The sequence below is a fragment of the Pseudomonas sp. JL2 genome (assembly GCF_031570495.1).
In the GTDB taxonomy this organism is placed as follows: Bacteria; Pseudomonadota; Gammaproteobacteria; order Pseudomonadales; family Pseudomonadaceae; genus Aquipseudomonas; species Aquipseudomonas rhizophila.
This window is the reverse complement of the sequence record NZ_JAKUDH010000015.1, coordinates 22361-35368: the sequence shown is the minus strand read 5'-3', so window position 1 is coordinate 35368 and position 13008 is coordinate 22361. Positions and strand designations below refer to the sequence as shown.

Genomic DNA, 13008 nt, shown 5'->3' with positions numbered 1-13008 from the left:
GAGCGGGCCGATACTTACTCTTCGAACTCCACCAACGCGCAGCCCTCGCTGACCATTTCACCTTCCTGGCAATACAGTGCCTTGATCACACCGGCTTGGGGCGCGCGAATGCTGTGCTCCATTTTCATCGCCTCCAATACCACCAGTTGCGCCCCGGCTTCCACCGTCTGTCCGGCGCTCACCAGCACCCGAACGATACTGCCGTTCATGGGGGCGGTCAGGCCACCTTGGTGGCTGTGGCTGGCTTCGGCGGCGGCCAGCGGGTCGTACACGTCGACTCGGTGCAGGTCACCTTCCCATTGCAGATACAGGCTGTCGCCCTGGCGAATGGCGCGATGCCTGCGCCGCAGGCCATTGTGCTCGGTCACCAGTTGCTCACCCCGGAATTCTGTACGACCAGCCGTGACGTCCAGGGTCAGTGCTCGATCCTGGCCCTCACAGCTAAGGTGCACAGTGGTCTGTCTTGGCAGCCCCAGACGCAGTCCGGCGGTGTTGGCCCAAGGTGAGTTGGCGTCATCGGACCGTGCATGTGGCGTCAGACTCAAGGCGAAGCCATGGGCCGCCGCGAGCCAGAAGTCGTCATCCAATTCGCCGGGCTCTGGCAATAGTTGCGTCTGGTAACGTGGGATAAATCCAGTGTCCAGCTCCGCCGCCGCAAAGGCGGGGTGGGCCACGATGCGTCGTAGAAATCCGATGTTGGTTTTCAGCCCGCCGATGGCAAACTCATCGAGCATGCTCAAAAGCCGCAACCGCGCCTGTTCACGATCCTCGCCCCAGGCAATCAGCTTGCCGAGCATCGGGTCGTAGAACGGTGAAATCTCATCGCCTTCCTCCACGCCGCTGTCGACCCGACGACCCGGTGCCGCACTCGACTCGCGATACAACGCCAGGCGCCCGGTAGCCGGCAGGAAGTCGTTGGCCGGGTCTTCGGCGTACAGGCGCACTTCGATAGCGTGGCCCCGCAGGGGCACTTGCTCCTGTGTCATGGGAAGCCGCTCGCCACGTGCCACGCGAATCTGCCATGCCACCAGATCGAGGCCGGTAATGGCTTCGGTGACCGGGTGCTCGACTTGCAGGCGCGTGTTCATCTCCATGAAGAAGAACTCACCGCGTGCATCCAGCAAAAACTCCACGGTACCGGCACCGACATAACCGATGGCTTGAGCCGAGCGCACGGCGGCTTCACCCATGGCACGCCGCAGTTGTGGGGTGAGGCCGGGGGCAGGGGCTTCTTCCACCACTTTCTGATGCCTACGCTGGATCGAGCAATCACGCTCATTGAGGTACAGACAGTTGCCGTGCTGATCGGCAAAAATCTGGATTTCCACGTGCCGTGGCTTGAGCAGGTATTTTTCCACCAGCATCCGCGAATCGCCAAACGACGATTGCGCTTCACGCTGGGCCGAAGCCAGGGCTTCGGCCAGTTGGCTGACGTCCTCGACCACTTTCATGCCTTTGCCGCCGCCACCGGCAGTGGCCTTGAGCAGTACCGGATAGCCAATGCGTTCGCAGGCGTCGCGGAAGGTCTCCAGGTCCTGGGCTTCGCCGTGATAACCGGGCACCAGAGGCACACCGGCGGTTTCCATGAGGGCTTTGGCGGCGGACTTGCTGCCCATGGCATCAATGGCCGAGGCGGGCGGGCCGAGGAAGATCAAGCCGGCGTTTTCGATGGCCCGGGCGAACCCGGCATTTTCCGAAAGAAAACCATACCCGGGATGGATGGCCTGGGCGCCGCTGGTCTTGGCCGCGTCGATCAGTTTGTCGATTTGCAAATAGCTGTCAGCGGCCTTGCTACCGCCCAGGTCAACGCGGATATCGGCTTCACGGCTGTGACGGGCATCGCGGTCGGTGGCGCTGTGGACGGCCACTGTGGTCAGCCCCATGGCCTTGGCGGTGCGCATCACGCGACAAGCGATTTCACCACGGTTGGCCACCAGCAACGTGGTGAGGATGGGGGCGCTCATCAACGCGGCTCCTTGTTGTTCGATTCGGCCTGCCAGCTGGGCGAGCGCTTTTGCAGGAACGCTCGTAAACCTTCCTGGCCTTGCGCACTGACGCGGATGCGGGCGATGGCGTTTTCGGTGTAGCGCCGCAATGCAGGTGTGAGGGCGCCGTTGCCGACTTCACGCAACAGTTCCTTGCTGGCGCGCATGGCCGCCGGACTGTTGAGCAACAGGTTGTCGACCCATTGTTCGACCTGCTGGTCCAGTGTTTCGGCCGGGTAGCTTTCCGACAGCAGACCGATTTCTTTTGCCCGTTGTCCGTCGAAGCGTTCCGCGGTCAGGGCGTAACGCCGCGCGGCCCGCTCTCCGATGGCTTGCACCACGAACGGGCTGATCACCGCCGGCGCCAGGCCAATGCGTACTTCCGACAGACAGAACTGCGCTTGATCAGCGCCAATGGCCATGTCGCAGGCGCTGATCAACCCCAGCGCGCCGCCAAACGCTGCGCCCTGGACCACCGCCACGGTAGGAATTTTCAACTTGGCGAGGTTGTACATCAGCTCCGCCAGTTCCCGGGCGTCGTCCAGGTTGGTGTGGTAATCGAGTTCGGCCGACTGCTGCATCCAGGCCAGGTCGGCACCGGCGCTGAAGTGTTTACCGCGACCACGGATCAGCAGAAAACGCAGGTTCGGATCACTGCTGACATGGTCCAGGGCAAGGATCAGCTCGCGGATCATTTCGGCGTTGAACGCGTTGTTTTTCTGCTCACGGCTGAGCCACAAGGTCGCAAAGCCGCGGGGGTCGCTGAGCAGTTCAAGGGTATTGAAGTTATCCATGTGCATTCCCCGTTTACATCCGGAACACGCCGAAGCGGCTCGGTTCGATGGGCGCGTTCAACGACGCGGACAAGGCCAGGCCCAGTACATCGCGGGTCTGGGCGGGGTCGATGACCCCGTCGTCCCACAGCCTCGCGCTGGAATAGTAGGGGTGGCCCTGCTCTTCGTACTGATCGAGAATCGGTTGTTTGATTTCAGCTTCCTGGGCGGCGCTGAACGGATGGCCGCTACGTTCGGCCTGTTCGCGCTTGACCTGCACCAGTACGCCGGCGGCCTGTTCGGCACCCATCACGCCAATCCGCGCATTCGGCCACATCCACAGGAACCGTGGGTCGTAGGCGCGGCCGCACATGCCATAGTTGCCGGCACCAAAGCTACCGCCGATGATGACCGTGAATTTCGGCACCTTGGCGCAGGCCACCGCCGTCACCAGCTTCGCGCCGTGCTTGGCGATGCCGCCGGCTTCGTATTTCTGCCCGACCATGAACCCCGTGATGTTTTGCAGGAACAGCAGCGGGATACCGCGTTGACAGGCCAGCTCGATAAAGTGCGCGCCTTTTTGCGCGGCTTCGGCGAAGAGGATGCCATTGTTGGCGAGAATCGCGATCGGGTAGCCGTGCAAGTGAGCAAAACCGCAGACCAGCGTCGTCCCGAACAGCGCCTTGAACTCATCGAACACCGAACCGTCCACCAGCCGCGCAATCACTTCACGCACGTCAAACGGCTGCTTGGCGTCCGCTGAAACCACGCCGTACAGCTCGTCGCTCGAATACAGCGGGGCGATGGGGGCAAGTTGCTGCACTTCGCCGAGCTTGTGCCAGTTGAGGTTGGCAATGCTGCGGCGGGCAATGGCCAGGGCGTGTTCATCGCTGTCGGCGTAGTGATCGGCGACGCCGGAGATCTTGCAGTGCACATCGGCACCGCCCAGGTCTTCAGCACTGACCACCTCTCCGGTGGCCGCTTTCACCAGCGGTGGGCCGGCCAGGAAGATCGTGGCTTGCTGGCGAACCATGATCGCTTCGTCGGCCATCGCCGGCACGTAGGCGCCACCGGCGGTGCAGGAGCCCATGACCACGGCAATTTGTGGAATGCCCATGGCGCTCATGTTCGCCTGATTGAAGAAGATCCGTCCGAAGTGCTCACGGTCGGGAAACACTTCGTCCTGGCGCGGCAGGTTGGCGCCGCCGGAGTCCACCAGGTATATGCACGGCAAACGGTTCTGTTGAGCGATGGTCTGCGCGCGCAGGTGCTTTTTCACGGTCAGCGGGTAATACGAACCACCTTTTACGGTGGCATCGTTGGCGACAATCATGCACTCGACGCCTTCCACCCGGCCGATCCCGGCAATCACGCCAGCGGCCGGCACGTCTTCGCCATACACCTCGTAAGCTGCCAATTGGCTGATCTCGAGAAACGGCGAACCCGGATCGAGCAAGCGATTGATGCGCTCACGGGGCAGCAGTTTGCCCCGCGAGGTGTGACGCTCCTGCGCCTTGGGGCCACCACCTTGTTGAACCTGAGCGAGTAGGGTGTGCAAAGCGTCGACCTGTTTGAGCATCGCCTCGCGGTTGGCAATAAATTCCGCTGAGCGCGGATTGAGCTGGGTATGCAGAATCATAGGGCTACTCCGTAGCAGCTATAAGCCACGAGCCACAAGCTGCAAGCAAGAGCGCGGTTCTCTTGCTGCTTTAAGCTTGTCGCTTGTAGCTGACGAAATTCATTTCGTCTCGTTGAACAGTTCACGACCGATCAACATCCGACGAATCTCACTGGTACCAGCACCGATTTCGTACAGCTTGGCGTCACGCAGCAGGCGACCGGCGGGGAATTCATTGATGTAGCCGTTACCCCCCAGAATCTGGATCGCGTCGAGGGCCATCTGCGTGGCGCGTTCGGCGCTGTAGAGGATGACCCCGGCGGCGTCCTTGCGGGTGGTTTCGCCGCGCTCGCAGGCTTGGGCCACGGCATAGAGATAGGCTCGGCTGGCGTTGAGTTGGGTGTACATGTCCGCGACTTTGCCCTGGATCAACTGGAATTCGCCGATGCTCTGGCCGAACTGCTTGCGGTCGTGGATGTACGGCACGATCAGGTCCATGCAGGCCTGCATGATCCCGGTAGGGCCGCCCGACAGCACGACACGCTCGTAATCGAGGCCGCTCATCAACACTTTCACGCCGCCGTTGAGCACCCCGAGGATGTTTTCTTCCGGGACTTCGACGTCATCGAAAAACAACTCGCAGGTGTTGGAGCCGCGCATGCCGAGCTTGTCGAATTTGTGGCTGCGACTGAAGCCCTTCCAGTCGCGCTCGACGATGAAAGCAGTAATACCGTGGGGGCCTTTTTCCAGGTCAGTCTTGGCGTAGATCACGTAGGTGTTGGCGTCGGGACCGTTGGTGATCCAGGTCTTGCTACCGTTGAGCACGTAGTGGTCGCCGCGCTTGTCGGCCCGCAACTTCATCGACACCACGTCAGAGCCGGCGTTGGGTTCGCTCATGGCCAGTGCGCCGATGTGTTCGCCGCTGATCAGCTTGGGCAGGTACTTGGTTTTCTGTTCGTGATTGCCGTTGCGGTTGATCTGGTTGACGCAGAGGTTGGAGTGGGCGCCGTAGGAGAGGGCGACCGAGGCCGAGCCGCGGCTGATTTCTTCCATTGTCACCACGTGGGCCAGATAACCCAGGCCAGCGCCGCCATATTCTTCCGGGACGGTGATGCCCAGCAGGCCCATGTCGCCGAATTTGCGCCACATGTCGGCAGGGAACAGGTTGTCGATGTCTATCTGGGCGGCCCGTGGCGCTAGCTCAGCTTTGACGAAGGCCTGCACCTGATCACGGAGCATGTCGATGGTTTCGCCGAGGGCAAAGTTCAGGGATGGGTAGCTCATGGGACACCTTTTGGATTTTTTGTCGGGTGTGGAGAGGGGATTGGCTCTCACCTTTACGTTAACGTAAGCCTGTGACGAATGGCTGTCAATCACCCTTTACGTTAACGTCAACTTACGCCAAAGTAAGTGCGCTTGAGTCAGCAGGTTCACCGATACACCCACTAATAAAGACAAGAGGGGTCATCATGGATCAACCCGGTTCGCAATCGCAGCTCAGCTACACCCGCGGCTCCCAGGACAAGACTCTGCTGGCGCACACCATCGGCGAGGCCTTTGATCAGACTGTGGCCCGGTATCCCGATGGCGAGGCGTTGGTGGTTCGCCATCAATCGCTGCGTTATACCTGGCGCCAACTGGCCGAAGCCGTCGACTTGCATGCCCGAGCCCTGTTGGCGCTGGGCTTGAAAGCCGGCGACCGTCTTGGCGTGTGGGCCCCCAACTGTGCTCAGTGGTGCATCAGCCAGTTCGCCAGTGCGAAGATCGGTGTCATTCTGGTCAACATCAACCCGGCGTATCGCAGTTCCGAACTCGAATACGTGCTCAAGCAGTCAGGTTGCCAATGGCTGGTCTGCGCCGCAGCGTTCAAAACTTCGGATTATCACGCCATGGTGCAAGCGCTCGCGCCTGAACTGGCGGAGCAATCGATAGGCCAGTTGCACAGCGAGCGTCTGCCGCTGCTACGAGGCGTGATCAGTCTGGACGCCCAACCACCGTCAGGCTTTTTACCCTGGTCACAACTGGCAGCCCTTGGCGCTGCGGTTTTGCCTGAGCAACTGATCGAGCGCCAGGCCAGCCTGCATCATGATGATCCGGTGAATATCCAGTACACCTCCGGCACCACCGGGTTCCCCAAGGGCGCGACCCTCAGCCATCACAACATCCTCAACAATGGTTACATGGTCGGCGAAAGCCTGGGTCTGACGGCGAGCGACCGGCTGGTGATCCCGGTACCGCTCTACCATTGTTTCGGCATGGTCATGGGCAATCTGGGCTGCATGACCCACGGCAGCACCATGATCTACCCCAACGACGCCTTCGATCCGTTGCTGACCCTGCGTACCGTGGCCGAAGAAAAAGCCACGGCGCTGTATGGCGTGCCCACCATGTTCATCGCCATGCTGGACCAGCCGCAACGAGGCGATTTTGATTTGTCCAGCCTGCGCACCGGGATCATGGCCGGGGCCACTTGCCCTATTGAGGTGATGCGCCGGGTCATCAACGAGATGCACATGGCCGAAGTGCAGATTGCCTACGGCATGACGGAAACCAGTCCTGTGTCGTTGCAGACCGGTCCTTCAGACGAACTGGAATTGCGCGTGACCACCGTTGGCCGTACCCAGCCGCAGTTGGAGAGCAAGATCGTCGACGAGGCCGGCAATATCGTTGCCCGTGGCACCATCGGCGAGTTGTGTACCCGTGGCTACAGCGTGATGCTCGGCTACTGGGACAACCCTAGCGGCACTGCTGACGCCATCGATCAGGACGGCTGGATGCACACTGGCGACCTGGCGACCATGAACGAACAGGGTTATGTCTGCATCGTCGGACGCAACAAGGACATGATCATCCGAGGCGGTGAGAACATTTACCCGCGTGAGCTGGAAGAATTTTTCTTCACCCACCCCGCAGTGGCTGATGTGCAAGTGATCGGCATTCCGTGCTCGCGCTACGGTGAAGAAATCGTCGCCTGGATCAAGTTCCATCCCGGCCACAGCGCCACCGAGCAAGCGTTGCAGGCCTGGTGCAAAGAGCGCATTGCCCACTTCAAGACGCCACGTCATTTCAAGTTCGTCGAGGAGTTCCCGATGACCGTGACCGGCAAGATCCAGAAGTTCCGCATGCGCGAAATCAGCATTGAAGAACTGCGCGAAAAGGAAAGCTGAGAAAAATCCCCTGTGGGAGCGGGCTTGCTCGCGAATGCAGTGTGTCAACCAAGGTGATATGGCTGACACATCGCCGCGGAAAACCCAAATCCCAGACAGCACAAAGGGGAGCCGAAGCTCCCCTTTAATTTTGTCGTTACGTGCTCTTTTTTTATTATTGAGGGGCGGCCTGTTGTTGTTTTTAGTAGCCGTGACCCTTTACCGCTGTTTTGGCGATCCCCATCCGGGATCAAGAGCAAACGTATTTTTTTGAGCGCTGACCTGCTTTTTCGCTTCGCGATCCAACCGATTCGGGGGCTACCTGAAGGTAGTTTTATTGTTCTCTGCCCGGTTGCGGGTTGCTCCTGAAAGCACCCTGAAAAGCCCATCTTCTCCAAAAAAATCTGTTAGCTGCGCCTCTGTCGTGTTGTTTTTGTTATGTCAGAGTCGTTTCGTCTTGTTTTTATTGGGTGTATCGCATTTTTTATTTTTGTTATGCCAAAGGTATAGCAGGGTGCGTGCCAACTTTTATGAATGCTTTATAAATCAATGACTTGGGTTTTTTGTCGGAAATATCCGCCCGTCCAGACCTGACAAATTGTTTCCGTGTTACTCGTTTCGTAGCTGTTACACCGGGAGCGGTAACACCTCACTGTGCGGCGCGCGCCTTGGCTACCCGCGAACCGGTAGGGCGACCCAGTACGTCACAGATCTGCCGGCCGGCACCTATAAGTGCGTCCAGGTCGACGCCGGTTTCAATGCCCAGGCCATTGAGCAGGTACAACACGTCTTCGGTGGCAACGTTACCGCTGGCGCCCTTGGCATACGGGCAACCGCCCAGGCCTGCGACAGAACTGTCGAACACGGCGATGCCTTCCAGCAGACTGGCGTAGACGTTGGCCATGGCTTGGCCGTAGGTATCGTGGAAGTGCCCGGCGAGCTTGTCCCTGGGCACTTCAGCCGAAACCACCTCGAACATCTTGCGTGTGGCGCCAGCGGTGCCGGTGCCGATGGTGTCCCCCAAGGACACCTCGTAGCAGCCCATTGCGTACAGTTCGCGGGCGACCCACGCCACTTGTTCGGGCTTGACCGCGCCTTCGTACGGGCAGCCCAGCACGCAGGAGACGTAACCGCGCACGCTGACACCGTTCTGCCGGGCGGCTTCCATGATTGGCGCAAAGCGCTCAAGGCTTTCCTTGATGGAACAGTTGATGTTGCGCTGGGAGAATGCTTCGGACGCGGCGGCGAACACGGCGACCTCTTTCACGCCGGCCGCCAGCGCGTCTTCAAAACCCCGCAGGTTCGGCGCCAGGGCGCCATAGGTGACGCCGGGTTTGCGCTGTATCTGCGCGAACACCTCGGCGGAGCCGGCCATTTGCGGCACCCACTTGGGCGAGACAAAACTGCCGACTTCGATATAACCCAGGCCGGCGGCGCTCAGGGCGTCCACCAGGTGCACCTTGTCGGCGACACTGATGGGTTGTGCTTCATTCTGCAGGCCGTCGCGAGGGCCAACTTCAATCAGGCGTACAAAGGAGGGAAGGGACATGGGGATTGACCTGTAGTGGGCTGCCAGTATCAAGAGGATGACGATGATTACTGCACGGTTTCCTGACCTTTGATCGTCTGCTCCAGGGCCTGGATGCAGCGTTCTTCGGCGGTGTCGAGTTCCAGCTTCATCTGTTCGATGTCCAGCAGTTGCTGTTCGAGCTGTTCCCGACGTTCGGTGATCTTCGCCAGCATGCTGTGCAGTTGTTTCTGATTGCCGCTGGTGGGGTCGTAGAGTTCGATCAGTTCACGGCACTCGGCCAGGGAAAAACCGATGCGCTTGCCCCGCAGGATCAGCTTCAGGCTGACCTTGTCCCGAGGCGAATAAATGCGTTCCTGGCCACGTCGTTCCGGGCTCAGCAGGCCTTGCTCTTCATAGAAGCGGATGGCCCGGGTGGTGATATCCAGTTCGCGGGCGAGGTCGGAGATGCTGTAGGTCTGGCTGCTCATGGAAGCGCTCGAAACGAAAGGGGCTGGCGCTAAGCTAATGGCAGGTTGACGTTCACGTCAAGCAATCAGATCCCAATGCAGACACACCACTTGTGGGAGCGAGCCTGCTCGCGATAGCGGTATACCTGTCAGCATTAATGTTGACTGACCCGGCGCCATCGCGAGCAGGCTCGCTCCCACAATTTTGATCGCCTAAACCTTGTCGAGCTTCTTCTCATGCGCCGTCACCTGCTGGCACAGCTCGATCATCTGTTCGCGCATCCAGCGATTGGCCGGGTCCTGGTCGGTGCTTTCATGCCAGTAGAGATGGGTTTCCACGGGGGGCACATCGTTGACCGGCAACACGAAGGCATGCAGATCGTGACGACGGGCAAAGCGCTCGGGGACGGTCATGACCATGTCAGTCTGTTGCAACACCTGGGACGCCATCAAGTAATGCTGGGAGCGCAGGGCGATCTTGCGCTGGATGCCCATCTTGCCCAGGGCCAGGTCGACATAACCCAGACCGTTACGGCGGCTGGAAATATGCACATGAGTCTGGGCCAGGTAATCATCGAGGCTGATTTTTTCCTTGCCCGCCAGTGGGTGCCCCTTGCGCATGGCGCACACGTACCGGTCTTCCATCAGCTTGACGTGGCGCACTTGCGGGTCGGTATTGAGTGGCGCGTCGACGGCGAAGTCGAGGCGACCGGCGGCCAGTTCCTTGGTGGTTTCACGGCGCTTGGACAGGAAGCTCTCGATGGCCACGGTCGGCGCCAGGCGTCGCAGGCGCTGGAACAACAGCGGCAGGATCACGCCTTCGGTGAGGTCGGTCATGCTGATGCGGTAGGTCTTGACCGCCTGCAGCGGATTGAAAATCCGGCTTTCCTGCACCGACACCCGCAGCAACGATAAGGCATTGCGCACCGGGCCAATGATGTTCTGGGCCATGGGCGTGGGCACCATGCCCTGGGCCGTGCGCACGAACAGCGGGTCATTGAAGGTCTCACGCAAACGCGCCAGGGCATTGGACACCGCCGGCTGAGTGATGCCGACGATCTGTCCGGCGCGGGTCAGGTTGGCTTCGGTGTAGATCGCGTCAAAAACGATAAAAAGGTTGAGGTCGACCTTGCTCAGATTCATGGCGCTGCACTCTTGTTCTTGGGCTTGTTGTGAGGTGCCGGGTGGCGATGCAAATCAGTGAACCATATATCGGTGATGAATGTTAATACACGCCGAGAATAGGTTAGGTAAATTTTCGTAGCTGAACTAGCATCGATTTCATGACCTAAAAACAACCTCTGCCAAGAAGGTGCTTCTCATGGATTTTGCGTATTCCCCCAAGGTTCAGGAACTGCGTGAACGTGTCACCGCGTTCATGGACGCCTACGTATACCCGGCTGAAGCAGTGTTCGAACGACAAGTGGCCGAAGGCGACCGCTGGCAGCCCACCGCCATCATGGAAGAGCTCAAGGCCAAGGCCAAAGCCGAGGGGCTGTGGAATCTGTTCCTGCCCGAGTCTGAGCTGGGCGCTGGCCTGACCAACCTCGAATACGCGCCGTTGGCAGAGATCATGGGCCGTTCGTTGCTGGGGCCGGAGCCGTTCAACTGCTCGGCGCCGGACACGGGCAACATGGAAGTGCTGGTGCGTTACGCCAATGAAGAACAGAAACAACGCTGGCTGGAACCGCTGCTGCGCGGCGAGATCCGTTCGGCCTTCGCCATGACCGAGCCGGACGTTGCTTCTTCGGACGCCACCAACATGGCCGCCCGCGCCGAGCGCGATGGCGACGAGTGGGTGATCAACGGCAAGAAGTGGTGGACCTCCGGGGCCTGTGATCCGCGCTGCAAGATTCTGATCTTCATGGGCCTGAGCAACCCCGACGCGCCGCGTCATGCCCAGCACTCGATGATTCTGGTGCCGGTGGACACGCCTGGGGTAAAAATCGTACGTCCGCTGCCGGTATTCGGCTACGACGATGCGCCCCACGGCCACGCCGAAGTGCTGTTCGACAATGTGCGGGTGCCGTACGAAAACGTCTTGCTGGGCGAAGGGCGCGGTTTTGAAATTGCCCAGGGTCGCCTCGGCCCGGGTCGGATCCACCACTGCATGCGTTCCATTGGCATGGCCGAGCGTGCATTGGAGTTGATGTGCAAACGTGCCGTCAGCCGCACCGCCTTCGGCCAGCCGTTGGCGCGCCTGGGCGGCAACGTCGACAAGATCGCCGATTCACGGATGGAAATCGACATGGCGCGCCTGCTGACCCTGAAAGCGGCGTACATGATGGACACCGTCGGTAATAAGGTCGCCAAGAGTGAGATCGCCCAGATCAAGGTCGTTGCGCCGAACGTGGCCTTGAAGGTTATCGACCGGGCCATCCAGATCCACGGCGGGGCAGGGGTTTCCAACGATTTCCCGCTGGCCTACATGTACGCCATGCAACGCACCTTGCGCCTGGCCGACGGCCCGGATGAAGTGCACCGCGCCGCCATCGGCAAGTTCGAGATCGGCAAGTACGTGCCCAAGGAGATGTTGCGCAGCGGGCGCTAGGAAGTTAGCCCACTACGAGCCTTTGTGGGAGCAAAGCTTGCTTCCACAGGCTCATCTTGTGGGGGTGAGCTCGCTTACTCCTTGACGCTCATATATTCCTCGGCCCAACGGATGTAATCCTCGGGCTGGGTGTAAGTGTGGGTCAGCTCGGTGGCGCTCAGGTCTGACGCCTGGGTGAAGATCTGCCGCTGTTCGCGCAGGCTGTCATAGGTGGCCTTGATCGCGGCGAAGTAGGCACCGTGACCATCGATGGTGACGCGCACGCCGAGTTCCGCCAGGCGTTTGTCGTCACGCAGCAACGGATTGCCATAGGTGACGAGCATCAACGGCACGCTCAGGTTTTCGCTGATCTGCGCCAGGTGGTCGAAGTCCTGCACACCCACCATGCAAATCCCGTCGGCGCCGGCACGTTCGTATTGCTGGGTCCGACTGATGATTTCCTGGACCGGTAGGATCCCGGCGTTGGTGCGGGCGATGATCGCCATTTCCGGGTCGACCCGGGCTTCCAGCGCTGCGCGAATCTTGCCGACACCTTCGGCGACGCCGATCAGGTCGGTGGATTTGCGGCCGAACTGGGCCGGCAGCAGCGTGTCTTCGATGGTCAGGGCCGCCACACCGGCGCGTTCGAGTTCGATGATGGTGCGCATCACGTTCAGGGCGTTGCCATAGCCGTGATCGGCGTCGGCAATTACCGGCAGTTGGGCTACGCGGCCAATGCGCGTGGCCTGCTCGGCGAATTCGCTGAGTGTGATCAGGGCAAAGTCCGGCGCCCCCAACACTTGCAGCGACGCGACTGAACCTCCCAGTATCCCTACTTCAAAACCCAGGTCGGCGGCGATGCGCGCTGACATCGGATCAAACACCGAGGCGGTGTGGTAGCAGGTTTCGCTCGCCAGCAGTTGGCGAAAGTTGCGACGCAAGTCTTGATGGGAAAGCCTGGGCATATGAGTTCCACCAT

At 60.2% G+C, this 13008-nt stretch carries 10 protein-coding genes; 2 read left to right on the top strand and 8 right to left on the bottom strand.

The window, feature by feature from the left end:
* Positions 1-14: 14 nt before the first annotated feature.
* The 4 genes from MKS85_RS18880 to MKS85_RS18865 form a co-directional block, all read right to left on the bottom strand.
* Positions 15-1964 carry an acetyl/propionyl/methylcrotonyl-CoA carboxylase subunit alpha gene (locus MKS85_RS18880; protein WP_188251320.1) on the bottom strand — a complete coding sequence of 650 codons (1950 nt, stop codon included), beginning with the start codon at positions 1962-1964 and terminating at the stop codon, positions 15-17.
* Positions 1964-2779 (bottom strand): gamma-carboxygeranoyl-CoA hydratase, encoded by an 816-nt coding sequence (locus MKS85_RS18875; RefSeq protein ID WP_047228470.1) that lies wholly within the window; start codon positions 2777-2779, stop codon positions 1964-1966. Before MKS85_RS18875 ends, MKS85_RS18880 begins: the two co-directional genes overlap by 1 nt.
* A 13-nt stretch (positions 2780-2792) precedes the next feature.
* Positions 2793-4397 carry a carboxyl transferase domain-containing protein gene (locus tag MKS85_RS18870; RefSeq protein WP_188251319.1) on the bottom strand — a complete coding sequence of 535 codons (1605 nt, stop codon included), beginning with the start codon at positions 4395-4397 and terminating at the stop codon, positions 2793-2795.
* Positions 4398-4496: 99 nt separating this feature from the next.
* Positions 4497-5660, bottom strand: a complete 1164-nt coding sequence (locus MKS85_RS18865) for an isovaleryl-CoA dehydrogenase (RefSeq protein WP_188251318.1) — start codon at positions 5658-5660, stop codon at positions 4497-4499.
* A 185-nt stretch (positions 5661-5845) separates the two neighbouring features.
* Here MKS85_RS18865 and MKS85_RS18860 point away from each other — a divergent pair, with 185 nt between their 5' ends.
* Entirely contained in the window at positions 5846-7543 is a 1698-nt protein-coding gene (locus MKS85_RS18860) for an AMP-binding protein (protein WP_188251317.1), read from the top strand.
* A 628-nt stretch (positions 7544-8171) separates the two neighbouring features.
* Here the strand turns inward: MKS85_RS18860 and MKS85_RS18855 are convergent.
* The 3 genes from MKS85_RS18855 to MKS85_RS18845 all read right to left on the bottom strand — a co-directional run bounded on the left by MKS85_RS18855 (position 8172) and on the right by MKS85_RS18845 (position 10642).
* The gene (locus tag MKS85_RS18855; RefSeq protein ID WP_047228466.1) at positions 8172-9071 is read right to left on the bottom strand and encodes a hydroxymethylglutaryl-CoA lyase; all 900 of its coding nucleotides are present in this window, start codon (positions 9069-9071) and stop codon (positions 8172-8174) included.
* Between the two features lie 47 nt (positions 9072-9118).
* Positions 9119-9520, bottom strand: coding sequence for a MerR family DNA-binding transcriptional regulator (locus MKS85_RS18850; RefSeq protein WP_047228465.1), 402 nt, complete (start codon positions 9518-9520; stop codon positions 9119-9121).
* A gap of 192 nt (positions 9521-9712) precedes the next feature.
* The gene (locus tag MKS85_RS18845) at positions 9713-10642 is read right to left on the bottom strand and encodes a LysR family transcriptional regulator (protein WP_047228464.1); all 930 of its coding nucleotides are present in this window, start codon (positions 10640-10642) and stop codon (positions 9713-9715) included.
* 178 nt (positions 10643-10820) lie between these two features.
* On the opposite strand from MKS85_RS18845, the gene MKS85_RS18840 reads away from it, so the two are divergent.
* The gene (locus tag MKS85_RS18840; RefSeq protein ID WP_047228463.1) at positions 10821-12050 is read left to right on the top strand and encodes an acyl-CoA dehydrogenase; all 1230 of its coding nucleotides are present in this window, start codon (positions 10821-10823) and stop codon (positions 12048-12050) included.
* Positions 12051-12124: 74 nt separating this feature from the next.
* Here MKS85_RS18840 and MKS85_RS18835 read toward each other — a convergent pair whose 3' ends face one another.
* Positions 12125-12994: an oxaloacetate decarboxylase gene (locus MKS85_RS18835; protein WP_047228462.1), complete on the bottom strand. Its 870-nt coding sequence runs from the start codon at positions 12992-12994 to the stop codon at positions 12125-12127.
* Positions 12995-13008 lie beyond the last annotated feature (14 nt).